Genomic DNA, 26094 nt, shown 5'->3' on the forward strand with positions numbered 1-26094 from the left:
CGGGAATGGGCGAGGAGAATTTTTTCAATCTCAGCCAGATTGCGGCGCTAATTTTCGGCTATCTGCTCGGCTCCGTTCCCTTTGGCCTCATTCTGACGCGCTTTGCAGGTCTTGGCGATGTGCGGGCAATCGGATCGGGCAACATTGGCGCGACCAATGTGCTGCGCACCGGCAATAAGAAGCTCGCAGCCGCAACACTTGTCCTTGATATGTTGAAAGGCACGCTCGCCGTCATCATTGCCGCGCGCTATGGCCAAAGTGCGGCCGTAGCCGCTGGTTTAGGCGCTTTTCTCGGCCATCTTTTCCCGGTCTGGATCGGTTTCAAAGGTGGCAAGGGCGTTGCAACCTATCTTGGTATCCTGATCGGGCTTGCATGGCCGGGAGCGCTGGTCTTCGCAGCCGCGTGGATTATCACGGCACTTGTCACGCGCTACTCATCGCTTGCAGCCCTCGTTTCAAGCGTGATCGTTCCGATTGTGCTTTATTTAAGAGGCGATCAAATGGTAGCCGGCTTATTTGCCCTGCTGACGCTTCTGGTTTTCATAAAGCACCGTGCCAATATCACCCGGCTTTTGAGCGGTTCCGAAAGCCGGATCGGATCAAAGGGATGAAGGAAAGCGCGAATTCAAAAACAGGAATTCGCCTCTCCGATCAGCAGCGGCTCAACTGGCTGCGTCTTATCCGTACCGAACATATCGGGGCCGTCACCTTTCGCGACCTCATCCTGTTTTGTGGCTCTGCCGCCAATGCAATTGAACGGCTGCCCGACCTCAATATTCGCGGTGGCGGCACGCGTCCGGTCCGCATCATGCCTCTGGAAGAGGCCGAACGCGAGATTGAAACTATTCAGCGCATGGGTGCGCGGCTCGTCGGCATGGGCGAGCCGGATTATCCGGCGCAACTCAAAAACTGTGAAGCGCCACCGCCTTTGGTGATCATTAAGGGCGGCACAGAAATTTTCCAAAAACCGCCCGTTGCAATTGTGGGTTCGCGCAATGCATCCGTGATTGGTGCACGCTTTACCGAGCGACTGGCGCGTGATCTGGGCGATGCCGGGTTTGCCGTCATTTCCGGCCTTGCACGCGGTATCGATGCCAGCGCGCACAAGGCCAGCATGGAAAGCGGAACCGTGAGCGTGCTTGCAGGCGGCCTCGACAGACCCTATCCACCCGAAAACCTGCCGCTTTATCGCGCAATACCCGAGCATGGCGGCGCTTTGATCACCGAGATGCCAATGGGGTCCGAGCCGCGCTCGCGTGATTTTCCGCGTCGTAACCGTATCATTGCCGGACTTTCGCTTGGCCTCGTGGTGATTGAAGCGGCGACACGCTCGGGTTCGCTGATTAGTGCACGTATGGCAGGTGAAATGGGGCGCACCGTGTTTGCCGTCCCCGGCTCTCCACTCGATCCACGTGCCAGCGGCACCAACGCGTTACTCAAACAGGGCGCTACCCTGGTCACCGGCGTCGATGATATTATCGAGGCGTTGTCACCCTTGATACGTCCGCAGGATTTGTTTTCAGAAACTACCGCAAGTGATAGTCCAACCGCCTGGCTCGAGGAGGCCGATGAGGAGCCACCGATTCTGACAAGCGAAAGCGAGCGTGAACGGATCATTAATGCGCTTGGACCAACTTCAGTCGACGTCGATAGTCTCGTGCGTCTGACAGGTATCAGCGCCAGTCAAATCCAGCTTATTCTGCTTGAACTCGATCTGGCAGGCCGTCTCATCCGCTATCCCGGCAATCGAATTGCGCTAGTTCCTGATATTTAGGGTCAGGGCCAATTAATTTGACGGGTGGATGGGCCACACTCTTCGGACATCGAAATGACTTGACGATCTACGTCATCGAGCCGCCCAACTGGGGAAACCACCCCGGTCCCCGCGTCTCTCACAGCATATCTGGTCATTTCAGATGCCATTCCCATCAGCTTAATATGTCCCGACCCGGGAATGCATTTCGATCTGATCGAAGAAGATCGGTGCTCTGCCCTCTTTTAATATAAGTACAACCTTAGTGGTTCTCACTTCACTGCGGTCGGATTGTGCTCTAAATACATCCTTGCGCGATCAGTGTTTTTGCTCTTCTTCGAGGCGATCCCTTGCTTCTTGCGATGCCATTTCGATCATATAGGCTAACAAAGGATTATCTGTTCTCTTGGCGAGCTTTCCCAATTCGGTAAGCATTTTTGTTATATAAATCAATGTTTCAGGATCGTTTTCATGGTGATGCTTCATGCTGCCCCCAACAACAGGAAAAGTTTTTATCAAATTTTGGACGCAAGAATATTTTAGTCAGCGCTCCAACCGGATTAATTTCCTGGAAGCTTACGCCATAAAGACTTTAGCTACTGCTTATATGCGCCAGCGATTACCGTGATCACGTTAGCTGGTGCATCAGTGTAATGCTACCATAAGTTACACCCTATTCAATAACACTTTATGGTTGTATTTGGTGATTTTTTGCCTCCCACTCTTGACCTAACGCCGCCCTCTGTTCATGTGGAAGAAAATGAATATGGCGTGATCTGGAGGCAAACGGTTTCCTTTATCCGCGAATCTGGGCTTTTGAAATGAACGTCGTCGTTGTCGAATCGCCTGCAAAGGCCAAAACCATCAATAAATATCTGGGCTCGAATTATACGGTTCTGGCCTCGTTTGGTCACGTGCGAGACTTGCCAGCCAAGGACGGTTCAGTTCGGCCTGATGAAGATTTCGCCATGTCATGGGAAGTCGATGGCAACTCCTCCAAGCGTCTGGCTGATATCGTTAAAGCGCTAAAGGACAGCGACGGACTGTTTCTCGCAACCGACCCTGATCGCGAAGGCGAAGCCATTTCCTGGCATGTGCTGGAAGTGCTTAACCAGAAAAAGGCGCTTAAGGGAAAAACGGTCAAGCGGGTGGCTTTCAATGCCATCACCAAGAAGGCTGTTCTGGAGGCAATCGCCAATCCGCGTGATATCGATGAGCCACTCGTGGATGCCTATCTTGCTCGCCGGGCGCTGGATTATCTCGTCGGGTTCACACTGTCGCCCGTTTTGTGGCGCAAATTGCCCGGTGCGCGCTCGGCAGGTCGGGTGCAATCGGTGGCGCTGCGACTTGTCTGCGATCGCGAATCCGAGATCGAGCGCTTCATTCGGGAAGAGTACTGGAATATTGCAGCAAGCCTCAAAACGCCACGCAACGATGCCTTTACGGCGCGTTTGACCGTGCTCGACGGCAAGAGGCTCGGCAAGCTCGATATAAAGAATGAAGAGCAAGCAAGCACCATCCGCACCATGCTGGAAGGTTCGACTTTCAAGGCCGTGTCGGTGGAGGCCAAGCCGACCAAACGCAATCCCGGTCCGCCCTTCACCACCTCGACGCTGCAACAGGCTGCCTCCGGCCAGCTTGGGTTCTCGGCCTCGCGTACCATGCAGGTGGCGCAAAAGCTTTATGAAGGTGTAGATATTGGCGGCGAGACGGCAGGTCTGATCACCTATATGCGTACCGATGGCGTACAGATCGCACCTGAAGCCATCAATGCAGCACGCGATGCCATTGCGAAGAATTTCGGTGGCAATTACGTGCCGGAAAAGCCGCGTTATTATTCGAGTAAGGCCAAGAATGCGCAGGAAGCGCACGAAGCCATTCGCCCCACCGATTTTTCGCGCCACCCAAAAGACGTGGCCCGCTATCTCGATGCGGATCAGGCGCGGCTTTACGAGCTGATCTGGAAGCGAACGATTGCCAGCCAGATGCAGGCAGCCGACATTGAACGCACAACCGCCGATATCGAAGCCATCAACGGCACGAAATCGGCACTGTTGCGCGCCAATGGGTCAGTCACCAAATTCGATGGCTTCCTCGCTGCCTATACCGATCATCGCGAAGAAGAAGATGAGGATGAAGACAGCGCCAAGCTGCCGGAAATCCGCTCTGGTGAGGCGATTGCGCGCGAGAAGATCGATGCAACGCAGCATTCGACCGAGCCGCCGCCGCGTTATTCGGAAGCATCTCTCATCAAGAAGATGGAAGAGCTGGGAATCGGACGCCCATCGACCTATGCCGCAACGTTGGCCACGCTGCGCGACCGCGAATATATCACCATCGATAAGCGCAAGTTGACGCCCGATCCAAAGGGACGTCTCGTCACTTCGTTCCTCGAAAGCTTCTTCAAGCGCTATGTTGAATATGATTTCACGGCTGATCTTGAAGAAAAGCTCGACTTGATTTCCGATGGAAAACTTGCCTGGAAAGACGTGTTGCGTGATTTCTGGCGCGATTTTTCCGGTTCTGTCGATGACATCAAGGAATTGCGCGTCACCAATGTTCTTGATGCGCTGAACGAAGAACTGGCCCCGCTTGCCTTCCCCGACCGTGGTGACGGCAGCGATCCACGCACCTGCCCAACCTGCGGTACAGGGCAGCTTTCGCTCAAACTTGGTAAATACGGCGCTTTCGTCGGCTGCTCGAACTATCCCGAATGCAAGTTCACCCGCCAGCTTGGCGGCGAAGCAAATGGGGAAGCAGCGGCTTCCGACGAGCCGAAAGAGCTCGGTAAGGACCCATTCACCGGCGAAGAAATCACCTTAAGAACCGGTCGTTTCGGTCCTTATGTGCAGCGCGGTGAAGGCAAGGAAGCCAAACGCGCCAGCCTTCCTAAGGGCTGGACACCGGATACGATCGATCATGAAAAGGCGATGGCGCTTCTGTCGCTGCCCCGCGATGTCGGCCAGCACCCTGAAACGGGCAAGATGATTACGGCCAGCATCGGGCGCTACGGCCCCTATGTCGCCCATGACGGTACGTTTGCCAATCTGGAAAATGCCGAGGAAGTGTTCTCGGTCGGCATCAATCGTGCTGTTTCCGTGATTGCAGACAAGCAATCCAAAGGCGGACGAGGACGTTCGACGCCTGCAGCCCTTGCAACGCTTGGCGATCACCCGGAAGGTGGATCGATTACCGTACGCGATGGCCGCTATGGTCCTTACGTTAATTGGGGCAAGGTCAACGCAACCCTGCCCAAGGGCAAGGACCCGGCAAGCGTGACAATGGAAGAAGCATTGGCGCTGATCACCGAAAAAGCTGGCAGTAGCAAGAGCAAGAAAACTCCTGCCCGCAAAGCGGCGCCCAAAAAGGCAGCAGCGAAGAAACCTGCGGCTAAAAAAGCGCCCGCAAAAAGCAAAGCAAAGCCGAAAGCGGCAGAGGAGTAAGAATTGGCACGCCGTTTTCAAAAAACCGATACCGGACGTTCTGCACGGAGCGAGCGGCGTGCAAATGAATCCAAATCTGAAGCCACAACAGCGGGTGATCCTTTAGCTTTTCTGCCAACCCGCGAGGATGTGCTCAAATATATCGAGGAGAACCCGGATCGGGCTGGTAAGCGCGACCTGGCCAAGGCTTTCAACATCAAGGGCGACAATCGCATCTATCTCAAAAACCTGCTGCGCGAACTGGGCGATGAGGGCTTGCTTGAAAAGCGCGCGCGGCGTCTTTCTCGTCCCGGTGCGTTGCCGCCTGTCAGTGTGCTGAGCATCATCGGGCGCGACAATGATGGCGGGCTTCTTGCGCGTCCTGCTGAATGGGACGAGGAAAACTACGGCAGACCACCAGTGGTTATGATCCGACGTGCCCGCCTCAACAAGGCTTCCGACGGCCCGACGGTTGGCGTTGGTGACCGCGTGCTGGCCAAAATTTTCCGCAACAAGGAAGAAGGTGGACCGGAATATTCCGCCCGTGTCATCAAGCGGATCGACCAGAGCAGCAATGCGGTTCTGGGCGTGTTGCGCCAATTGAGCAATGGCGAATGGCGGCTTGATCCGGTCAATCGCAAGCAAGCAGAAGTGCAGATCGATGCTAAAGCATTGGGCGATGCTGTAAGTGGCGATCTGGTCGAGGTCGAACTCACCTCCTCGCGCCGCCAGGGCTTGCCCACTGGTAAAGTACTGCAGGTGATCGGTTCCATCGACAGTGAAAAGGCGCTGTCGATGATTGCAATCCACGAACATGAAATCCCGCATATCTTTCCTGACGAAGTGCTGCGCGAAGCGGAGAGCGCAAAACACGCAACGCTTAACGCCCGTGAAGACTGGCGCGATATGCCGCTCGTCACCATCGACCCGGCTGATGCCAAGGATCATGACGACGCGGTATATGCGCAAGCCGACACCGACCCGGATAATGCGGGCGGTCATATCGTGGTTGTCGCCATTGCTGATGTTGCGGCCTATATACGTCCCGGTTCGCCGCTGGATCGCGAAGCGCTCAAGCGCGGCAATTCGGTTTATTTCCCCGACCGTGTCGTGCCGATGCTGCCCGAACGCATTTCCAACGATCTCTGCTCGCTGCGCGAGCTGGAGGATCGCCCAGCACTGGCCGTTCGCATGGTGTTCGATGCCAATGGACGCAAGAAATCGCACAAGTTTCATCGCATCCTGATGCGCTCGGCTGCAAAACTGGCTTATGGGCAGGCACAGGCGGCGATTGACGGCGCGACCGATGAGAAGACCGCGCCCATCCTTGAGACGATCCTCAAGCCGCTCTGGGCTGCTTATGGGGCATTGAAGCGCGGACGCGATGCCCGTGAGCCGCTCGAACTCGATCTGCCTGAGAAAAAGATCATTCTGGCGCCCGATGGTAAGGTCGATAAGGTCATCGTACCAGAGCGGTTGGACGCGCATAAGCTCATTGAAGAATTCATGATCCAGGCCAACGTTGCCGCCGCAGAAACGTTGGAAGCCCGTCGCCAGCCGTTGATTTTCCGTATTCATGACGCCCCTGCACTCGCCAAGCAGGAGAGTTTACGCGAATTTTTACGCACGCTTGATCTGAGCCTCGCCAAGGGCGCCGAACTCAAGCCCGGACAGTTCAACCGGATTCTCGAAGCGGTCGAAGACACCGACCATCAGGAACTGGTCAATCAGGTGGTGCTGCGCACACAAAGCCAAGCCATTTACAGCCCCGATAATATCGGCCATTTCGGCCTGCATTTGAGCAAATATGCGCATTTCACCTCACCCATTCGCCGCTATGCGGATTTGACCGTGCATCGTGCGCTCATCAAGGCGCTGGGACTAGGCACGGACGGCATCACGCCAGATGAAGAAGGGTTGCTTGAGGAAACCGCAGCGCTGATTTCTGCGACCGAACGCCGGGCCATGCTGGCCGAGCGCGAGACTGTGGATCGGCTGATCGCCCATTTTCTCGCAGCTCATCTCGGCAACGAATATGAAGCGCGTGTTACAGGTGTGACGCGGGCAGGACTTTTCGTCAGTCTTGCGACATATGGCGCAGACGGACTGGTGCCCATTTCAACTTTAGGTCATGAATACTATCTATATGATGAAGCCAACCATGCCATAGCAGGCGAACGGAGCGGCAAAGGCTTCCGTCTCGGCGATAATGTCACGGTCCGACTGGTGGAAGCATTGCCTGTTGCAGGCGCACTCCGCTTCGAGATGGTCTCAGAACCGCGCGCGCTTCCGATGTCGATGCGTTCGCATCACAAGGCCAGCCGGTCCGGCAGAACCATGCGTGGACGATCAGGAAAGCCCGCAGGCATTCCCCGTTCCAAAAAGAGAGGTCGATAATGAGTGCGCTTGAAGCCAATTCCGCACAGAATGTCGAAGTGTTTGGTAGTGATGAACAAAAGGTCCATCCCAAACGTTCGCTGGGCGAAGCCATGGGACGTGGCTTTCGTAGCCGCTGCCCGCATTGCGGCGAAGGTCGGCTGTTCCGCGCTTTCGTAAAGCCCGTTGCAAAGTGTTCGGTGTGCGATGAGGACTTTACTGAACAGCGTGCCGATGATCTTCCGGCCTATCTTACCATTCTGATTGTCGGTCACATCGTGGTCGGTGCTTTTATGGGCGTGGAAGCAACAGTTGATCTGCCGCTCTGGGCGCATATGGCTATATGGGGCCCGTTGACGGCTATTCTGTCGCTATTGCTGCTACAGCCGATCAAGGGGGCGACCATCGGCCTGCAATGGGCGCTTTACATGCATGGTTTCGGAGGCAAGGGCGAAGGCGACTACGGCGACGTAACCTGATCGGACCCGCATAATCGTGACAGTTGCCCCTCGCTCTTTCGAGACACGATCGGACATCAATCAGGTGCTGCGTCCCCGTGACGCGGCATCGCTTCTTCTGATCGACCGCTCGTCATATAAGCCCCGCATTCTGATGGGGCAGCGCAACAAAAATCTGGTTTTCATGCCCGGAAAATTTGTTTTCCCCGGCGGAAGTACCGATTTTTTGGACGGTTCGGTTGCCTCTGTGGGTGAGCTTTCGCCTGAAGATACGCAAAAACTTCTGCTCGGCATGGGTGCGCGTGCAACGCTGCGGCGTGCGCGTTCTTTGGGACTTTGCGCTATTCGTGAAACTTTTGAGGAAACAGGCTTGCGTGTCGCAATGCCTGCAGCAAATACCCCAAGCATAGCCTCATCCCGCTATCACTCAATTCATAGTGATTGGCAGGCATTTCTCGAAGCCGGTCATGCACCCGCATTGGGCTGCCTGCGCTATTTTGCGCGCGCCATCACGCCGCCCGGCAATATCCGCCGTTTCGATGCCCGTTTTTTCATCGCCTTCTGCGATAGCCTGCCGCAATTCGACCCGCAGCAGATTCAATCAGGAGAGCAAATAGCGGGGGGAGAACTCGAAAATCTAGATTGGGTATTTTTGGAAGATGTGGCAAAACTCGATACCGCCCGGATCACTCGCACAATTTTGAAGGATGCGCAAAACCTGCTAGCGGAAACCCGCCTTGATCTGCCAGCCACTCTTCCCGTCGTCCAATATAGCATGCGGCATGGCCGTTATGCCCGTGATGTGATCTGAGCCTTATGAATACACCCTTTCAATCTGCCGAACGCCCTTCAAAGGAGCAAAACGGTGGTCTGCCACAAAGCGGAATGCAATGGCGCTCGCTGGCAGCAGCGATTGCAACAATCAGCGCGGTGGGCGCGGCCATCGGTCTTGGCATTCCACTGCTCAGCGTTCTTCTTGAGACACGCGGTTATTCAGCGAGCCTGATCGGCGCCAATACGGCGGTCGCAGGCCTCGCATCTATTGTCGCAGCCCCGCTTGCAGCCCCCATTGCCGCCCGTCTTGGCGTGGTGAAGGCGATCTTCCTGATGCTCGTCATCGGTAGCATTGCCTTCCTCGGATTTCATTTCCTGCAACCGCTCTGGGCATGGTTTGCATTGCGCATAGTGCTGCATTTCGCGCTCACAGTGCTGTTTGTTCTGTCCGAATACTGGATCAATGCCTCAGCGCCGCCTGAAAAACGAGGTCTGGTGCTGGGCATTTATTCAACTTCCCTGTCGCTCGGGTTTGCGCTTGGGCCTTGGCTGTTCTCGAAAATCGGCAGTACTGGTGGCCTACCCTTCTATGTCGGTTTTGCAATCATTTTGATCGCCCTTATTCCGGTGACCATTGCCTGGCGTGACAGCCCGGATTTCGAGGAAGGTGAGCACGTGCCATTCCTGCCGTTCATTTTTGCGGTGCCTACCGCAACCATGGCCGTGTTTGTGTTTGGCGCGGTCGAAACCGGCGGTTTTGCCCTGTTCCCGGTCTTCGGTGCCAGGGTTGGTTATCCTGAAGCTGATGCAGCGCTCCTCTTGACCATGATCGGTCTCGGCAATGTGCTGATGCAGATACCGCTCGGCATTATCAGCGACCGTATTTCAGATCGTCGCAAGCTGCTGTTCTTCTGTGCCGTTACCGGACTTCTGGGCATGCTGGCCCTGCCCTACCTCATGCAGCACTGGTATCTGATGGCGGGCATATTGTTTTTGTGGGGCGGTGTGGTCGCGGGACTTTATACGGTTGGCCTTGCTCATTTGGGTTCCGAACTCACTGGACGCGAGCTTGCATCCGCCAATGCAGCTTTCGTTTTCTGCTATGCAATAGGCATGCTGGCAGGCCCGCAAGCGGTCGGCGTGGGCATGGACACCATGGGACCATCGGGTTTTTCGATGACGCTTGGCATATTTTTTGCCGCATATGCACTGTTTGCGGCAGGAAGGCTGATTTTGGGCAAGAAGCGGCCTTGACTTTTCGCCAGTGATCCGTAGTGTCGCGCCGAATTTCCGCTTCCGGCAGACATATCGGACTCACAGCGGTTTAATCATGAAAGAGCAGGTATTTCGATATGGCCAAGGCTACGACGATCAAGATCAAGCTTTTGTCGACCGCTGACACCGGCTTCTTCTACGTTACGAAGAAGAACAGCCGCACGATGACGGAAAAAATGGCAAAAACCAAGTACGACCCGATTGCGCGCAAGCACGTCGAGTTCAAGGAAACCAAGATCAAGTAATCTTGTTTCTGATTGCGCTTTAATAGCGCTGGAAAAAAGTCGTCTTTCGAGACGGCTTTTTTTATTTCAGACCTTTTATACCAAAGTGCGGTGAAAGCGATTCAGGCGTTCCGTTTAAATCTGAATCGCTCCTGGTATTAAATGTCGCCCAGATAGGACTTGATGGTTTCGATAAAACGCGGCACGGAAATAGGCTTTGAGATATAGGCCTCGCAGCCGCCTTGCCGGATGCGTTCCTCATCGCCCTTCATGGCAAAGGCTGTTACGGCAATCACAGGGATATGCCGTAGGCCTTCATCGTCTTTCAGCCATTTGGTGACCTCTAGCCCCGAGACTTCCGGAAGCTGTATATCCATCAAGATAAGGTCAGGACGATGCTCCCGCGCCAGATCGAGCGCTTCAAGGCCATTACGAGTGCGGACCGTCTCATATCCGCACGATTCGATCAGATCGCGAAACAACTTCATATTGAGTTCGTTATCTTCGACGATCATTACGCTCTTGTTCATGGACATATCCTCGGTCTTTCGCTGCCCTACCGGCAGCCTCGAGATTCCCATCCCATTTAGACCGATTTCATTGACGAAAGGCAAATAATTGCGTTGCCGTGCATATATGACCCATCTAGAACCATAGGTATCAAGAGCAGCGAGCGGAGAGCATGATGAAGACGCCGATGAATGCGACAGAAGCGCAAGCACTTGCAATCGAGGCGCTGGCATGGCTGGCGCAGGACAAGGATCTGCTGCCGCGTTTTCTGGCTCTCACCGGTATAGAAGCGTCATCCATCCGCCAAGCGGCCAGCGAGCCCGGTTTTCTGGCAGGCGTCCTGCAATTTTTCCTAGGCCATGAACCAACCTTGATGCGATTTTGCGAAGAAACGGGAAAAGACCCGGCCTCCTTGCAAAATGCCGCAGCACTGCTGCCCGGCGGAGCCGAACAAAGGTTCTAGCGCCTTAAAATAAAAATGCCGGTCTCATTGGACCGGCATTTTGATATTAATGACAAGTAATTCAGGCCGCATTCGGTCCGGGCACTGCTTCCTCGGCAGCTGATACGCTCAATACATGCAATTCATGTGGGCGCCCATCTCGCGCGACCCACGACATCGACTGACCGGGTGCCAACCCGATCAATGCAGTACCGATGGGCGTCAATATCGAGATTTTGCCCTGCGCAATATCCGCTTCACCTGGATAGACCAGCGTCACACGGCGCTCTTGACCATCGTTGGAGCGAAATTCCACCACAGAACCCATGCGGACAACATTTTCTGGCAATTTCTTAACCGCAACCACCTTGGCGCGATCAAGTTCTGCCATCAACTCATCGGCAATCTCTTCCAACTGTTCGGGCACACTGTCGGCCAGTCCAAGCAGGCGCTCGTGATCGATATCGCTGACGACAATATTGGGCTTCTTACGATTCTTTACGCTCATGGCGATGGCTCACTGTTATAAAAGATAAAGAAACTTCGAACCGGAATGGTGCGAAGCCGATGGTTTGGGAATTTTTGTAAAAGCGCTTAGCGAAATCGCTTATGGCAAACGACGAACCGTCCCCCCGAAGCCTCCTGCGCTAGGCAGGCTGCGAGGGTTTGTGTCCCGTGGTCGGTTGGACCCGATGGAGCATGGTTACAAAACGGTTGTTCATGACGCTAGACTTGGTGATATCGTCGCGATTGTCAAGAGCATTGCGCAGAGCTTGTCTTCAGCGCTAGCCTAAAATCAGATTAATGTTATAAATAGCCTGTTCCTTTTATGTTCGTCACAAGCCCTACTCGCTTGCAACGATCTGATACCGATATGACTTTCAATATGATGGCCGAAGGCTTTGCTGAAAACGAACCAGAACACGGCTTTTGCCGCGATTGTCAGTCGCCGCAAAAGCGTGCGTCCGCGCGTCGATGCAACATTTGCGGCAGCCCGCGCCTTATCCGTCATCCGGAACTCTACCGCCTGTCCCTCGCCCATATCGACTGCGATGCATTTTACGCGTCCGTAGAAAAGCGCGACAATCCAGACCTGCGCGACAAGCCGCTGATCATCGGCGGCGGCAAGCGCGGGGTGGTCTCCACGGCCTGCTACATTGCACGTATACACGGCGTGCGCTCGGCAATGCCGATGTTCAAGGCGCTCGAAGCCTGTCCCGACGCGATAGTCATAAAACCCAATATGGAAAAATATTCCAGTGTCGGGCGGGAAATACGCCAGATGATGCGGGATTTGACGCCGCTCGTTGAGCCGCTCAGTATCGACGAGGCATTTCTGGATCTCGCTGGCACTGAACGTCTGCACAAAGCGCCACCTGCCGTTGTTCTGGCACGCTTTATCAGGCGCATTGAGAATGAAATCGGCATTTCTGCCTCTGTGGGGCTCTCCTATTGCAAATATCTCGCCAAGGTTGCCTCGGATCTCGAAAAACCGCGCGGATTTTCGCTGATCGGCGAAGCTGAGGCGTTAACTTTCCTGCGTGACAAGCCGGTCGGCATGATATGGGGCGTAGGCAAGGCCTTTGTCGCAAAACTGCAAAGCGATGGCATCCGCACCATCGGTCAGTTACAGACCATGGAAGAAGGTGCGCTGATGAAAGCCTATGGCACAATGGGGCAACGCCTCTACAGGCTATCACGCGGGCAGGATAGCCGCCGAGTTGAGCCTGAGCATGAAATGAAGAGCATTTCGGCAGAAACCACTTTCAACAGCGATCTGTCGCAAGCTGACGATCTGGTACCTGTTCTGCGGGCGCTGTGTGAAAAAGTCTCAAGACGACTGAAGTCAGGCGAGATCGCCGGGCAAACCGTCGTTCTCAAGCTCAAGACCAATGATTTCAAGCTGCGCACCCGTAACCGGCAGCTTTCCGACCCCACACAACTGGCCGACCGCATCTTTCGCCACGGCCTGCAACTTTTGGAAAAGGAGCTGGACGGCACACGCTTTCGCCTGCTTGGCATAGGCGTCAGCGATCTTTCCTCCAATGAACGCGCTGATCAGCCCGACCTCGTCGATGTACAGGCCACCAAGCGTGCCGTCGCCGAAGGGGCTATAGACCGGCTTCGTGACAAGTTCGGTCTTCAAGCCGTTGAAACCGGCTACACCTTTTCCAAAGGAAATCTTGCACGGACGCAGACGCCATCTGACCGCGACAATGATTAAAAAAAAGCCGGCCCAAAGGCCAGCTTTCTTAAATTCATAAAAATATAAAAAACAGAATGATAGAGCTGTTTCTTTATAAATTTATTTAGCAAGTAACGACTTACTCGATATCCTCGATGAGTTCTGCGCCACCGTGGATTCGATGCGCCAGTGCTGCTTCCATGAAGGGCGTTACCGTCCCATCCAGCACTTCCTGCGGATTGGTACTTTCAACGCCGGTTCGCAAATCTTTCACCAACTGATAGGGTTGAAGCACGTAGGATCGGATCTGATGTCCCCAGCCAATATCGGTCTTGGAGGCATTGGCCGCATCGCTCGCTTCCTCACGCTTCTTCAGCTCGTGTTCGTATAAACGGGCACGCAGCATAGACCAGGCTTTTTCACGATTTTTATGCTGTGAGCGCTCGGCCTGGCACTGCACGACGATACCTGTGGCGATGTGTGTGATACGCACGGCAGAATCGGTCGTATTGACGTGCTGACCGCCCGCGCCGGAGGCACGATAGGTATCAATGCGCACATCGGATTCGGTTACCTGAACATCGATATTGTCGTCGATGACCGGATAAACCCAGATACTGGCAAACGAGGTATGGCGGCGGGCATTGGAATCATAGGGCGAAATACGCACCAGACGATGCACACCCGATTCTGTCTTCATCATGCCGTAGGAATTATGTCCCTTGATGAGAATGGTTGCGGATTTGATCCCAGCTTCTTCTCCATCATGGACTTCCATGACATCGACCTTTCGGCCATTGCGTTCCGCCCAGCGCGTATACATGCGCAGAAGCATCGATGCCCAGTCCTGACTTTCCGTGCCGCCTGCACCGGCATGCACTTCGACATAGGTATCGTTGGCGTCCGCTTCACCGGACAGCAGCATGTCGATCTGGCGACTGTCGGTTTCTGCTTTCAGTTCGCGGATCGTATTTTCCGCGTCTACGATGATTGACTTATCGTCTTCCTCCTCGCCCATGGCGATGAGTTCGATGCTGTCATTAAGCGTCTGTGTCAGATGATTGATGCCAGTGATGCTATCTTCCAGCTGCTGACGTTCACGCATCAACTTCTGGGCTTCGGATGCATCATTCCAAAGTGTGGGATCTTCGGCTTTCTGGTTCAGATAGCCCAGACGTTTGATTGCCTGATCCCAGTCAAAGATGCCTCCTCAGCAGGCTTATGGCCTGCTGGATTTCGTCGACCAGCGTCTCGATTTCCGCGCGCATGGGTAAATCGTCCTTTTAGTTCAAATTGATTTACGAAACGGGGCAGCGAAAGCAGCCACACGATTTCGATACCGGATCGATGACCCGAGCGCGGCGGACCATAGTGAGGGTGCGCTACGGTGTAAAGGAAAAAGCCTCGCAAAGCGGTAGCGGTTTAAATGCAATCGTTTGAACCGCTCTTCCGGGTATTAGTAGAGGCCGCCAGAACCGGAATTGATGGCTCGCGTCGCCTGCGGCGACTTTGGAGAAACTGGCGCGCCTTCGCGGTAGTCTCCCATACCAATCACCGAATAGCTGTCCGATGGCCCTGTTCCAGGCTTGAAGGCCTCCATGATGCGGTTCGGATCGGAATCACTGGTGCGCATGCCCGTCTTGCGATTGATCGCAATCAGCGTCATGCCTTCCGGCACACGAAAATCAACTTTCGGCGTTCCGGCCAGAGCCTCCTGCATGAAGGATTTGAACACCGGAGCTGCCAGTCCGCCGCCCGTACTGCCGCGTCCGAGCGATGTTGGCGTATCGTAGCCCATGAAGACGCCGACCACCAGATCAGGCGTAAAGCCCACGAACCACGCATCTTTTTCGTCATTGGTCGTGCCGGTTTTGCCAGCGATTGGACGATCAAGGCTTTTAAGGAGCTGTGCCGTACCGCGCTGTACTACACCTTCCATCATAGAAGTAATCTGATAGGCCGTCATCGGGTCAAGAACCTGATCACGGTTGTCAATCAGCGTTGGCTCATCCTGATTGGACCATTCCCGCGCATTACAGCCCTCGCAAACACGACCGTCATGCTTGAAGACGGTCTTGCCGTAACGGTCCTGGATTCGGTCAATCATCGACGGCGTTATGCTTTGCCCACCATTGGCGATGATCGAATAGGCGGTCACCATACGCAAAACCGTGGTTTCGCCAGCACCAAGCGACATGGAAAGCACGGGCAGCATCTTGTCGTATATACCGAAACGCTCGGCATATTCGGCAACCACTTTCATGCTCATATCCTGCGCGAGGCGCACGGTCATGACGTTACGGGACTGTTCAATACCGTAACGAAGCGTGGACGGTCCGGAAAACTTTCCGGAATAGTTTTTCGGAGCCCATACACCCAGCGAGCCCCCCTGATTGACCTCAAGCGGACCATCAAGCACAACGGACGCAGGTGTATAACCATTGTCGAGCGCGGCGGCATAAACGAATGGCTTGAACGACGATCCGGGTTGGCGATAGGCCTGCGTCGCGCGATTGAATTCTGATTCTGCGAAAGAAAACCCACCCACCATAGCAAGAACACGGCCGGTATGCGGATCCATTGCAACCATGGCACCTCCGAGTTTCGGAGGCTGTTGCAACCGGTAAGAATTGTCATCCTTCTTAGAAACATAAATAATGTCACCCGGATTGAGGACTCCTTCGGGCGACTTTGCGCTGCTGCGCTTGCCGTTGATATTCATGACGCGCATCGCCCATTTCATATCATCGGCAGCGATGAAGGCACGCATACGCTCTTTGCTTCGAGAACCTGATGCTTCAAGTTTCGGCTGTATGCCAATATCCGCTCCAGCCGCAGAAACATTAAGCACGACGGCGAGCTGCCATTCGGGAACATCCGAAAAGGCCCGCATATCACCGAAAGCCGAACCCCAGTCATTGCCTAGTTCGACATGCTTCGTGGGACCGCGCCAGCCACGTGCTTCATCAAAACGCAGCAACGCGGATCGAAGCGATTTCTGAGCATCGACCTGCAAGGTCGGATTGACTGTCGAGCGCACAGAGAGACCACCTTCATACAGCGCATCCACGCCATATTTCTGGATAATCTGGCGGCGCACTTCCTCGGTAAAATATTCTGAAGCGACCAGATAGTGCGTAGCCGTACGAGGGGTCACGCCAAGCGGCTGTGCCTTGGCTTCCTCCGCCTCCTCGTTCGAAATATAGCGATTTTCAGCCATGCGGTCGATCACCCAGTTGCGGCGCTCTATAGCGCGCTCCTGTTGGCGAAACGGGTGATAATTATTCGGACCTTTGGGGAGAGCTGCAAGATACGCGCTTTCGGCGATGCTCAACTGGCCGACCGGCTTGTCGAAATAAGTCAAAGCCGCGCTCGCGATGCCATAAGAACCAAGACCGAAGAAAATCTCGTTGAGGTAAAGTTCGAGAATACGATCTTTCGAATAGGCCTGCTCGATGCGCATGGCCAGAATAGCTTCGCGGATTTTGCGATCATAAGTCTGGGTGGAAGATAGAAGGAAATTCTTTGCCACCTGCTGTGTGATGGTAGAGGCGCCGACAGGCCGTCGTCCGGTGCCCATATTTTTCACGTTTGTGATGACCGCGCGCAAAAGGCCACCAAAATCAAGACCGTGATGCTCGTAAAAAGATTTATCTTCTGCGGAAATAAACGCTGCGCGCACACCGTTGGGTACGGCCTGTATCGGCAGATACAACCGTCGTTCGCGGGCGAATTCAGCCATGAGACTGCCATCAGAAGCGTGAACACGCGTCATGACCGGCGGTTCATACTTCGCCAGCAACTCATAGTCGGGCAAATCGTTGCTAATGTTTCCAATGTAAATAGCAACGCCGCCGGCGGCCAAAAGCGCCAGTACCGTTCCGATTCCAAAGAAATACCCGATAAGCCTTACCATATTGCCGGAATCCTGCCGTCAGATTAGTCCAATGACCCGCGTCAAAGCGTTTCTACCAAGTCTTAAACGCCATGTAATTGCATGGCCCAGCTGGTGTAGTGACCACCAAATGCGTCAAACGCAAGGTTATTTTCGTTATTTTATCGCTTTAGCGCGGATACCTCCAGAGGGTACCTGCAAATCGGCGGCACTGTTGCACATACGCACCGTTGCGCAAACTGAGCCGCAGAGGTCATCCCTTCGTCAGCATTTCCGGGCGACGCGCTGCCTCATAGGACTTTATGGCCAGCGCGATACGATCGGCAAGCTTCTGACGCCATTGCGGATTGCTGATAAGCTTTTCATCTTCGGCATTGGAGAGATAGCCAATTTCAATCAGCACTGAAGGCACATCCGGTGCGCGGAGAACCTGAAATCCCGCAAAGCGATGCGGATTGTTGATCAAACCCACCTCGCCTTTCAGATTCTGAATGACCTTTTCGGCAAAACTTAGCGAAAACGTATGGGTTTCGCGCCGGGTGAGATCGAGCAGAATATCAGCAACTTCCGGCACTTCTTCGGTAACGCCACCCGCCAGATTGTCGGATTTGTTTTCACGCTCCGCCATTGCGCGCGCCACGGCATCCGATGCCTTGTCGGAAATCGTATAGACGGTTGCGCCGCGAATATCGTGCTGATTGATCGTATCTGCGTGAATGGAAATGAAAAGATCCGCTTCATGCTGACGACCTATACGGACCCTTTCCGACAAGCGCAGAAACCGATCATCTTCGCGTGTCATCAAAACCCTGATGTTCTTTTCCTGCTCCAGACGGTCGCGCAACTCGAAACCGAAGGCCAGTGTAAGCTCTTTCTCCTTGATGCCGCTCAAACTTTCCGCACCCGCATCGATACCGCCATGACCAGGATCGATCATCACGGTGAAGGGACGCGAACCATCGTCGTCTTTCAACCCGCCAATGCCGCCATCGCGCGCGGGCGATATCGTCGTAGTGGAACCCGTAATCTCAGATCGGCTCTGAAGCTCATGCGCAAATTCGCGATCCGATGTGGCGACGATATCGGCGACCAGCCGATAGCCGGAAGCACTTTCATTTTTGAGTACACGCAGATCTTCAACCTTGAACGGACCGTTCAAAGTCAGAATAAGACGTGAACGCCCTTTTCCGGCCAGACCATAGCGGACGTCTCCAACCAGACCGCGTGCAACAAGGCTTTCATCATCAAAGCCGAATCGGGTCTCCGGCAACTCTACAACGAGGCGATGCGGGTTGTTGAAAAGACGCGTCGTAATCTGCGGTTCCCGGTCGAACATCACGACGATGCGCGTGCGAAGGTCGTCGCCCGCTATACGAAATGTCAATGCGCTCAGAGGTTCGTTTGTCGCCGCCATGGCAAAGACGGCATTGAAGACGACGCTCAAGAACAATGCCAGAATCGCAATTCGTCCTAGCAGTCCTGCCCTTGGCTTTTTCGCCGTTTCAGCACCTTGAGAATGCATCGCCACCACTATCGACTGATTATTATTGAACAGCATTAAATTCGGAATGTTTCCATCTTCCATCGACAATGTGTCTTTATGTCTTTGTGAAGCCGGAGATAATCAAGCGTATAAAATTATGGTTAATGAAGGATTGCCAGCGGCATTAGGCTCCCGCATCAAGTCCTATAATCAGGTTTCGGCAAAATTGCGATGCGCATGTCAACTGATATTCGTGCTTGTTTTCCTCCATTGGACACCATAAAAGCAAATACAGGTTACACAGGTTAGCTTTCAGAATCATTTGCCGGTTTTCAATAATCGGAAAGAAATGAGAGCGAAAACAGCGCTTTGTTCGCTATAACACCAGTCAACCGTGAACAGAATTCAGTGGAGATGTGGCCCCCCGCCCTCCGCTTGCAAATTGGCTGATGACACATCTTTACGCGTTATCGCCACAGCATCGACCGCAAAGCCAGATCGGCATGAGGTTTAGATGCGCGATTGTGAATTTAGAATGCCCTGTACGCCCTATCGGACGCGCAGCATTCTAATGCTCGAAAAGAGCAAAGAGGTCGACCCGATTCCGGGTCATATATTGAGGTCGTTCGCTCGGAACAGCTATGGGTCTAGAAAGACTGACCATTGCAAGCCTGAAGACCGTGATCGCCGTGAGGCCGTCGCGCGTGAAGGCAGCGGCTTTTGTTCCGACGAACCCAGAACCATCCGGCAGATGCAGCACAACAGTCAGGTCGCAAGCCTTCAGGGCTTCGTCCGGCGTAGGTGTCTTACGTCCTCGCGCCGGCAGGAAAGACAATAATGTCCAACAAAATGCTTATAGACGCCTCCCACCCGGAGGAAACCCGCGTCATCGTCACACGCGGTAACAAGATTGAAGAATTCGACTTCGAGTCGGAACATAAGAAGCAGCTGAAAGGCAACATTTATCTGGCACGGGTTACGCGTGTCGAACCGTCGCTTCAGGCTGCGTTCGTGGAATATGGCGGCAACCGTCATGGTTTCCTGGCCTTTTCCGAAATCCATCCCGACTATTACCAAATTCCGGTCGCGGACCGTTTGGCGCTGCTCGAAGCCGAAGCCAAGGCCGCACGCGATGAAGACGACGAAGACGAGCCGCGCCCGAACCAGAACCAGAATTCTGGCAGCCGGAACGACCGTTCACGCGGGCGCCGTCGTCGCGGTGGCCGCAATGGCGATGCGCAGGCAAACGCTTCTGAAAGCAATGTACCTGCGGCAGAACCTGTTGGCCCGGATTTTGAAAATTACGTCCCAGGTACGCCGGCAAGTGCCCTTTCGCACAAAGGTGACGTAATTTCGGAGGCCGTTTCCAATGGCGATGATGACGATGTCGAGAACGAAGAAGACATGGTTGAATCGGTAGGCTCGGAAGATGCGCTGGAGGAGCTTCCTTCGCATGCCCGAACCAATCGTCGCCAATACAATATTCAGGAAGTAATCAAGCGTCGCCAGATTCTTCTGGTACAGGTGGTCAAGGAAGAGCGCGGCAATAAAGGCGCAGCACTCACCACCTATCTATCACTTGCCGGTCGCTATTCGGTGCTGATGCCCAATACGGCGCGTGGCGGCGGTATTTCGCGCAAAATCATCAATCCGCAGGATCGCAAGCGTCTGAAAGATATCGTCAAGGAACTCGAAGTGCCGCAGGGCATGGGTGTTATCCTGCGCACGGCGGGTGCCAATCGCACTAAGGCCGAAGTGCGCCGCGACTATGAATATCTTATGCGCCTTTGGGAAAACGTGCGCACGCTGACGCTGCAATCGACAGCCCCCACCCTCGTTTACGAGGAAGGCAGCCTGATCAAGAGGTCGATCCGCGACCTCTATAACAAAGACATTTCAGAAATTCTGGTTTCAGGCGAAAACGGTTATCGCGAGGCCAAGGATTTCATGCGCATGCTCATGCCGAGCCACGCCAAGGTTGTTCAGCCTTATCGCGAACCGGTGCCGATCTTCACACGCAACGGCGTGGAAGCCCAGCTCGACCGCATGCTGCTGCCGCAGGTGACGCTCAAATCGGGTGGCTATCTGATCATCAACCAGACCGAAGCGCTGGTTGCCATCGACGTGAATTCGGGACGCTCCACGCGTGAACATTCTATCGAGGACACGGCACTCCAGACCAATCTGGAAGCAGCCGAAGAAGTGGCGCGGCAATTGCGCCTGCGCGACCTTGCAGGTTTGATTGTCGTCGACTTCATTGACATGGAAGAAAAGCGCAACAACCGCGCCGTCGAAAAGAAGATGAAGGATTGCCTTAAGGATGACCGTGCGCGCATCCAGGTAGGCCGCATCTCGCATTTCGGTCTTCTGGAAATGTCACGCCAGCGTATCCGCGCTTCCGTGCTCGAGAGCACGATGCAGGTCTGCCCGCATTGCGGCGGCTCCGGCCATATCCGCTCGGATTCCTCAATGGCGCTGCACATCATTCGCGGCATAGAGGATTTTCTGCTGCGTCATTCGGGCTACGACATCGTCGTGCGCACGCCCGCCGCATCGGCACTTTACGTGCTCAACAACAAACGCCAGCTTCTGGCTGATCTTGAAGGCCGTTTTGGCGCCGAGATCAGGATTGATGCCGATGAAAGCGTCGGCCATCAGCAATTCGTCATCGAAAAAGGTGCGCCGTCAACGCGTCCGATTACCATCCAGCCCGTGCAGCCGATGGTCTATGAAGATGATATCGAAGACCCGGAAATCCCGCTTGAGGATGATGAGGCCGAAGACGACATCAAGGTCGATGTACAGCCCCGCGAAGAGCGTGAAGAAGATGGTGATCGCAACAAGCGCCGTCGCCGTCGCCGCCGTGGTGGACGCGATCGTGATAATCGCGAGCAATCAGCTGAAGCGGGCGCGTCTGAAGACAGTGCTGAAGCGAGCGATGACAGCGCTTCGGATGCCCTTTCGGACTCTTCGACCAATGAAGAAGACCGCCGTCGCAAGCGTCGCCGCGGTCGCCGGGGTGGTCGCAAGAACCGTCGTGAGGACGAGATCAATGCGACACATGTGCCAGAGCCTGAATTTGTCGGCTATACGCCTGTTCTGCCGGTGAAGTCGGAAGCTGAGGTGCATACGGAAGAGGTAACAGCACCGGAAGTCAAGATCGTCGAGATCGTTGAAGCTGTCGCGGTGACGGAAGCCGTCGAAACGCCGTTGGAAGACGCAAAGCCTGCAAAACCGGCCCGTAAGCCGCGTGCACGCAAAACCGCCAAAACGGAAGAGGCTGAGCAGGAAGTCGTTGCTACCGAAGTGCAGGAAGAACCTGCCAAGCCTGCGCGCAAGACACGCGCCCGCAAGAAGGTTGAAGAGGCACCCGTCGAAGAAGCAGCACCCGTCGAAGCTGAAAAGCCAAAGCGCCGGACCCGTAAGGCGGCTCCGAAGCCTGCCGTCGAAGTCGAGGCGGCACCGACAGAGGTAGCACCCGCCCCGCAGGTCGCGGCCGAACCGGAAGCACTCCCTGAACCCGAAGCCACTCCAGAGCCTGCAAAGCCCGCAGAGCCGGTTGTGACTTCAAGTGACAAAGAAGACCAAAAGCCCAAACGCGGCGGTTGGTGGCAGAAGAAGGGTTTCTTCTAAAAGCCCTTTTTCAAATCAAATAAAAAAACCGGCGGAAACGCCGGTTTTTGTTATGAAATCAGGATTTCTGCCCCGGAAGCCATTCTTCCAATCGACGCATGGCTTCCTGCATGTTCTCGACCTTACCCGCATAGGAAAAGCGCATTGTGCGGTGACCATCGAGCGGATCAAAATCACGGCCCGGTGTGGCGGCGACATTGGTTTCAGCAATCATCCGCCAGGCAAAGTCCATGCTGTCATTGGTGAAGCGCGAGACATCGCAATAGGCGTAGAAAGCCCCATCCATCGGAGCGGCCAGTTTCAGGCCCATTTTCGGCAGATGCTCAAGAAGTATTGCACGGTTTTGCCGATACCGATCCTTGACGCGTTCCAGTTCTGCTGTTGCGTGAAAGGCCTCGATTGCAGCGCGCTGCGAAAGTTCTGGTGCTGAAATATAGAGGCTCTGGCCCAGCCGTTCGACGGCGCGCACGTCATTTTCGGGCAGCACCATCCAGCCGATACGCCAACCGGTCATGCAATAATATTTGGAAAAGGAATTTATGACCGTAATGTCATTGGCAAACTCCAACGCTGTGACATCCTCTGCCGCATAAGACAGCCGGTGATAGATTTCATCCGAAATGACCCGGATACCCAGTTCATGTGCAGTTTCGATGATGGCCTTCAATTCGTGCTTTGGAATTTCGGTACCCGTCGGATTGGCCGGGCTTGCAAACAACACACCCTTCAAAGGCTTCTCTTTGTGCGCCGCAGCCAATGCATCAGCCGTCAGCGCTGGAGCGCCATCGTTTCCGGTCGCGATCTCCACCACTTCGAGCCCCAGCGCCGTAAGGATGTTGCGATACGCGGGATAACCGGGGCGAGTGATCGCCACGCGGTCGCCGGGATCGAAATAGACGATGAAAGCCAGATTGAAAGCTGCCGACGAACCGGTCGTGATGGCAATCCGGCCCGGAGAGACGTCTACGCCATAATGATCGGCATAATGGGCAGCGATTACCTCGCGCAGTTCGATCAGTCCCAGCGCATCGGTGTAGCCGATGCGTCCGTCTTTCAGCGCACGCTCGGCTGCGTCACGCACGATCTGCGGCGCCGGATCGGCGGGCTGGCCTACAGCCATTGAGATGATAGCATGCCCCGCAGCACGGCGTCGGTTTGCCTCCGCCAGCACATCCATGGCATGAAAAGGCTCAACCCGACTGCGGCCAGAAAGAGTGATCAAATTTACCTCCACAATACAACGGGACAATATATTCTGCTTCGCCGTATAAACGCCGGATTGGTAAAGCAACAGCCATTTCTGAACGTATTTGATGGTTTGAAGCTGCCTGTGTAGCAGGGTATAAGATTCGCAAGAATTCTCGACAAGCATGTCAGTCAAGATATTTTAGACAGGACAAGGACGACGAGCACCATGGCAGCATCGATGACGCCGTTTACAACAAAGCGCTTTTGTATCGGTCAAATCGCCCGCCGTGCGCTGGCGGCATTTTCCGCCATGGCGATTGCCGTCACTGCCGTCACCCCTGCATCCGCGCAATCACGCGGTGTGCCTATTGTGCGTGATGCGGAAATCGAGGCTCTGGTTTCCGATTATGCGGCTCCAATTCTCAAAGCGGCAAAACTCAACCGCCGCGGTGTTCGGGTGATTCTCGTCAATTCGCAAAGCTTCAATGCCTTTGTCGATGGACGCCGTATTTTCATTAATACCGGCGCGATCATGCAGTCCGAAACGCCCAATGAAATCATCGGCGTAATTGCACATGAAGCGGGACATCTGGCCGGTGGGCATCAGGACCGTCTGCGTGAACAGTTGAGCCGTGCCCGCACCATGGCTGTGATTGGCACTCTTCTGGGCGTCGGTGCTGGCGTGGCAGGGGCTGCCGCAGGCAGCGGCTCGGCTGCAAGTGCCGGTGGTGGCATTGCGCTCGGCAGCACCGAAATGGCCATGCGCACGCTTTTGAGCTATCAGCGCACCGAGGAAATCACCGCCGACCGTATGGCGGTCAATTATCTCAACGCCACGGGACAATCGACAAAGGGCATGCTGGATACGTTCCAGCGTTTTGCTTCCGCTCTGTCGCTTTCCGGAACCCAGATCGACCAATACCGCATCAGCCACCCTTTGCCGCGTGAGCGTATTGCAAATCTTGAAACACTTGCGAAAAAAAGCCCCTATTTCAACAAGACGGATTCGCCTGCTCTGCAACTGCGTCATGATATGGCGCGCGCCAAGATCGCGGCTTATTCCGGTAGTATGGGTGCGCTGCAACGCATGTTCCGAAGCAATCCCGGCGGACTTGCTGCCCGCTATGGAAATGCCCTTTCCAGCTATCTCAATGGCTCGGCGCGCTCTGCTTTGCCGAAAATCGATGCCCTGATCAAAGAGCAGCCCCAAAATCCCTACTTCCATGAAATCCGCGGTGAAGTTCTGATCAAGGCAAATGATGCCGCAGGCGCTGCCAAGGCTTTTCAAAAGGCCGTATCGCTCGATCCGCGCAAATCGGCGCTTTTGCGTATGAATTACGGTCGCGCCTTAATGCTGACAGGAGCCAAAGCCAACATGCCCACAGCCATTAAGGAGATCAAGGCAGGCATTGCCTCTGACCCCGAATTTCCGGGTGGCTATGGTTACTTGGCGCAAGCCTATGGCCAGCAAGGCGATACGGCTCTTTCCGACCTTGCAAGCGCAGATATGAATTTTTACGCGGGCAAGCTGCAACAAGCCCAGATTTTTGCCATTCGTGCACAAAAAAAGATGAAGCCGGGTTCTTCCGACTGGCTGCGCGCGCAAGACATTATCAGCACCAAAAAATCGAAAAAGTAATGCCGGGCACACGGCCAGTGAATACGACACGGATCGGAATTTAAAATGAAAACATCAGTTTCCATCGCTCTTGCAAGTGGCATTGCTCTGGTTGCCATGAGTGCAAGCTTGTCATCTGTTATGATGGCTCCTGCCCAAGCCGCGGAAACCGCGTTGGACCGCAGCCAAGTCGAAACAATCGTTCGCGATTATCTTCTGAAAAACCCGGAACTTCTTCTTGAAATGCAAAGCGCTCTGGAAACAAAACAGAATTCAGAAGCGCAGGCACAGGTCAAGCAGGTGCTCGCCACCAACAAGAGTGCGCTTTATGATGAAAAGCATGACGCTGTCTTTGGCAATCCCGAGGGCGATGTCACTGTTTACGAGTTTTTCGATTATAATTGCGGTTATTGCAAGCGCGCCCTGCCCGACATGCAAGCGATCCTGAAAAACGACCCAAATGTTCGCTTCGTGTTGAAGGAGTTCCCGATTCTCGGACCAGATTCATTGCATGCGCATGTCGTGGCACAGGCATTCAAGGCCTTGATGCCGGAAAAATATCCTGAATTTCATGCCGTTTTACTCGGCGCGCAGGAGCGCGCCACGGAAGAGTCAGCGATTGCCGATGCGGTGAAGCTCGGCGCAGACGAGAAAGCACTGCGTGAAAAGATGAAAGACCCGGCCATAACGGGTGCTTTCCAAAAGACCTATCAACTCGCAACGCAACTCAATATTACCGGCACGCCGTCTTATATCATCGGTGACGAACTGGTTCCCGGCGCCATCGGAGCCGATGGACTGATCGAAAAAATTGCCGAAGCACGTGGCTCTGCAAAAAACTGAAACGGTTTGGTAATC

The 26094-nt window shown here is 54.5% G+C and carries 20 protein-coding genes and 1 pseudogene; 13 read left to right on the plus strand and 8 right to left on the minus strand.

Going from position 1 to position 26094, the window contains the following annotated elements; all coding sequences use genetic code 11:
* Window positions 1-5: 5 nt before the first annotated feature.
* Window positions 6-611, plus strand: a complete 606-nt coding sequence (gene plsY, locus AAIB41_RS03765) for a glycerol-3-phosphate 1-O-acyltransferase PlsY (protein WP_343314281.1) — start codon at window positions 6-8, stop codon at window positions 609-611.
* A complete protein-coding gene (gene dprA, locus AAIB41_RS03770) occupies window positions 608-1774 on the plus strand; it encodes a DNA-processing protein DprA (protein WP_343314282.1) in 1167 nt (388 codons plus the stop codon). Before plsY ends, dprA begins: the two co-directional genes overlap by 4 nt.
* Window positions 1775-2071: 297 nt before the next feature.
* On the opposite strand, the gene AAIB41_RS03775 is transcribed toward dprA, so the two are convergent.
* The gene (locus AAIB41_RS03775; RefSeq protein WP_343314283.1) at window positions 2072-2239 is read right to left on the minus strand and encodes a hypothetical protein; all 168 of its coding nucleotides are present in this window, start codon (window positions 2237-2239) and stop codon (window positions 2072-2074) included.
* Window positions 2240-2574: 335 nt separating this feature from the next.
* On the opposite strand from AAIB41_RS03775, the gene topA reads away from it, so the two are divergent.
* The 6 genes from topA to rpmG all read left to right on the plus strand — a co-directional run bounded on the left by topA (window position 2575) and on the right by rpmG (window position 10303).
* On the plus strand, window positions 2575-5196 hold the full coding sequence (gene topA, locus AAIB41_RS03780; protein WP_343314284.1) for a type I DNA topoisomerase: 2622 nt from the start codon (window positions 2575-2577) through the stop codon (window positions 5194-5196).
* A gap of 3 nt (window positions 5197-5199) precedes the next feature.
* Window positions 5200-7572, plus strand: coding sequence for a ribonuclease R (gene rnr / locus AAIB41_RS03785; protein ID WP_343314286.1), 2373 nt, complete (start codon window positions 5200-5202; stop codon window positions 7570-7572).
* Entirely contained in the window at window positions 7572-8030 is a 459-nt protein-coding gene (locus AAIB41_RS03790) for a DUF983 domain-containing protein (protein ID WP_343314287.1), read from the plus strand. The genes rnr and AAIB41_RS03790 overlap by 1 nt, the downstream gene beginning before the upstream one ends.
* A 163-nt stretch (window positions 8031-8193) precedes the next feature.
* Complete coding sequence (locus tag AAIB41_RS03795; protein ID WP_343314799.1) at window positions 8194-8820, plus strand: NUDIX hydrolase; 627 nt, start codon at window positions 8194-8196, stop codon at window positions 8818-8820.
* A gap of 74 nt (window positions 8821-8894) precedes the next feature.
* A complete protein-coding gene (locus tag AAIB41_RS03800) occupies window positions 8895-10037 on the plus strand; it encodes an MFS transporter (RefSeq protein ID WP_343314800.1) in 1143 nt (380 codons plus the stop codon).
* A gap of 98 nt (window positions 10038-10135) precedes the next feature.
* The gene (rpmG, locus tag AAIB41_RS03805) at window positions 10136-10303 is read left to right on the plus strand and encodes a 50S ribosomal protein L33 (RefSeq protein ID WP_343314288.1); all 168 of its coding nucleotides are present in this window, start codon (window positions 10136-10138) and stop codon (window positions 10301-10303) included.
* 137 nt (window positions 10304-10440) lie between these two features.
* On the opposite strand, the gene AAIB41_RS03810 is transcribed toward rpmG, so the two are convergent.
* Window positions 10441-10812: a response regulator gene (locus AAIB41_RS03810; RefSeq protein ID WP_343314289.1), complete on the minus strand. Its 372-nt coding sequence runs from the start codon at window positions 10810-10812 to the stop codon at window positions 10441-10443.
* 155 nt (window positions 10813-10967) lie between these two features.
* Here AAIB41_RS03810 and AAIB41_RS03815 point away from each other — a divergent pair, with 155 nt between their 5' ends.
* Window positions 10968-11255, plus strand: coding sequence for a DUF3572 domain-containing protein (locus AAIB41_RS03815; protein WP_343314801.1), 288 nt, complete (start codon window positions 10968-10970; stop codon window positions 11253-11255).
* 61 nt (window positions 11256-11316) lie between these two features.
* Here the strand turns inward: AAIB41_RS03815 and rnk are convergent, their stop codons facing one another.
* Window positions 11317-11742: a nucleoside diphosphate kinase regulator gene (gene rnk, locus AAIB41_RS03820; RefSeq protein ID WP_343314290.1), complete on the minus strand. Its 426-nt coding sequence runs from the start codon at window positions 11740-11742 to the stop codon at window positions 11317-11319.
* A gap of 381 nt (window positions 11743-12123) precedes the next feature.
* Between rnk and AAIB41_RS03825 the strand changes: the two genes are divergently transcribed.
* Window positions 12124-13458 carry a DNA polymerase IV gene (locus AAIB41_RS03825; RefSeq protein WP_343314802.1) on the plus strand — a complete coding sequence of 445 codons (1335 nt, stop codon included), beginning with the start codon at window positions 12124-12126 and terminating at the stop codon, window positions 13456-13458.
* Between the two features lie 100 nt (window positions 13459-13558).
* Here the strand turns inward: AAIB41_RS03825 and prfB are convergent.
* From prfB to AAIB41_RS03845, 4 genes and pseudogenes are all read right to left on the minus strand, one after another.
* A protein-coding gene (prfB, locus tag AAIB41_RS03830; RefSeq protein WP_343314292.1) for a peptide chain release factor 2 occupies window positions 13559-14687 on the minus strand; the annotation gives its coding sequence in 2 pieces (ribosomal slippage) (window positions 13559-14617 and window positions 14619-14687; 1128 coding nt in all).
* A 188-nt stretch (window positions 14688-14875) separates the two neighbouring features.
* Window positions 14876-17335 carry a penicillin-binding protein 1A gene (locus AAIB41_RS03835; RefSeq protein ID WP_343314293.1) on the minus strand — a complete coding sequence of 820 codons (2460 nt, stop codon included), beginning with the start codon at window positions 17333-17335 and terminating at the stop codon, window positions 14876-14878.
* A 232-nt stretch (window positions 17336-17567) separates the two neighbouring features.
* Window positions 17568-18728 (minus strand): N-acetylmuramoyl-L-alanine amidase, encoded by a 1161-nt coding sequence (locus tag AAIB41_RS03840; RefSeq protein WP_343314803.1) that lies wholly within the window; start codon window positions 18726-18728, stop codon window positions 17568-17570.
* Window positions 18729-19446: 718 nt separating this feature from the next.
* A pseudogene (locus AAIB41_RS03845) lies at window positions 19447-19632 on the minus strand (hypothetical protein); the annotation flags it as partial.
* A gap of 2 nt (window positions 19633-19634) precedes the next feature.
* On the opposite strand from AAIB41_RS03845, the gene AAIB41_RS03850 reads away from it, so the two are divergent.
* Entirely contained in the window at window positions 19635-22430 is a 2796-nt protein-coding gene (locus AAIB41_RS03850; protein ID WP_343314294.1) for an Rne/Rng family ribonuclease, read from the plus strand.
* Between the two features lie 58 nt (window positions 22431-22488).
* On the opposite strand, the gene AAIB41_RS03855 is transcribed toward AAIB41_RS03850, so the two are convergent.
* A complete protein-coding gene (locus AAIB41_RS03855) occupies window positions 22489-23652 on the minus strand; it encodes an aminotransferase class I/II-fold pyridoxal phosphate-dependent enzyme (RefSeq protein WP_343314295.1) in 1164 nt (387 codons plus the stop codon).
* A gap of 192 nt (window positions 23653-23844) precedes the next feature.
* Here AAIB41_RS03855 and AAIB41_RS03860 point away from each other — a divergent pair, with 192 nt between their 5' ends.
* Together AAIB41_RS03860 and AAIB41_RS03865 are read left to right on the plus strand one after the other, a co-directional pair.
* Window positions 23845-25257 carry a M48 family metalloprotease gene (locus AAIB41_RS03860; RefSeq protein ID WP_343314297.1) on the plus strand — a complete coding sequence of 471 codons (1413 nt, stop codon included), beginning with the start codon at window positions 23845-23847 and terminating at the stop codon, window positions 25255-25257.
* A 45-nt stretch (window positions 25258-25302) separates the two neighbouring features.
* The gene (locus tag AAIB41_RS03865; protein WP_343314298.1) at window positions 25303-26079 is read left to right on the plus strand and encodes a DsbA family protein; all 777 of its coding nucleotides are present in this window, start codon (window positions 25303-25305) and stop codon (window positions 26077-26079) included.
* Window positions 26080-26094 lie beyond the last annotated feature (15 nt).

Origin of the sequence: Brucella sp. BE17, assembly GCF_039545455.1 — a bacterium.
Lineage (GTDB): Bacteria > Pseudomonadota > Alphaproteobacteria > Rhizobiales > Rhizobiaceae > Brucella.

Coding starts and splice junctions, on each gene's coding strand:
- rnk (WP_343314290.1), bottom strand. CDS start 11,742: ATGAGCGTAAAGAATCGTAAGAAGCCCAATATTGTCGTCAGCGATATC.
- AAIB41_RS03800 (WP_343314800.1), top strand. CDS start 8,895: ATGCAATGGCGCTCGCTGGCAGCAGCGATTGCAACAATCAGCGCGGTG.
- AAIB41_RS03840 (WP_343314803.1), bottom strand. CDS start 18,728: ATGGCGGCGACAAACGAACCTCTGAGCGCATTGACATTTCGTATAGCG.
- AAIB41_RS03825 (WP_343314802.1), top strand. CDS start 12,124: ATGGCCGAAGGCTTTGCTGAAAACGAACCAGAACACGGCTTTTGCCGC.
- AAIB41_RS03790 (WP_343314287.1), top strand. CDS start 7,572: ATGAGTGCGCTTGAAGCCAATTCCGCACAGAATGTCGAAGTGTTTGGT.
- rpmG (WP_343314288.1), top strand. CDS start 10,136: ATGGCCAAGGCTACGACGATCAAGATCAAGCTTTTGTCGACCGCTGAC.
- topA (WP_343314284.1), top strand. CDS start 2,575: ATGAACGTCGTCGTTGTCGAATCGCCTGCAAAGGCCAAAACCATCAAT.
- AAIB41_RS03835 (WP_343314293.1), bottom strand. CDS start 17,335: ATGGTAAGGCTTATCGGGTATTTCTTTGGAATCGGAACGGTACTGGCG.
- plsY (WP_343314281.1), top strand. CDS start 6: ATGGGCGAGGAGAATTTTTTCAATCTCAGCCAGATTGCGGCGCTAATT.
- AAIB41_RS03850 (WP_343314294.1), top strand. CDS start 19,635: ATGTCCAACAAAATGCTTATAGACGCCTCCCACCCGGAGGAAACCCGC.
- AAIB41_RS03865 (WP_343314298.1), top strand. CDS start 25,303: ATGAAAACATCAGTTTCCATCGCTCTTGCAAGTGGCATTGCTCTGGTT.
- AAIB41_RS03860 (WP_343314297.1), top strand. CDS start 23,845: ATGGCAGCATCGATGACGCCGTTTACAACAAAGCGCTTTTGTATCGGT.
- AAIB41_RS03775 (WP_343314283.1), bottom strand. CDS start 2,239: ATGAAGCATCACCATGAAAACGATCCTGAAACATTGATTTATATAACA.
- dprA (WP_343314282.1), top strand. CDS start 608: ATGAAGGAAAGCGCGAATTCAAAAACAGGAATTCGCCTCTCCGATCAG.
- AAIB41_RS03795 (WP_343314799.1), top strand. CDS start 8,194: ATGCCCGGAAAATTTGTTTTCCCCGGCGGAAGTACCGATTTTTTGGAC.
- AAIB41_RS03815 (WP_343314801.1), top strand. CDS start 10,968: ATGAAGACGCCGATGAATGCGACAGAAGCGCAAGCACTTGCAATCGAG.
- AAIB41_RS03810 (WP_343314289.1), bottom strand. CDS start 10,812: ATGAACAAGAGCGTAATGATCGTCGAAGATAACGAACTCAATATGAAG.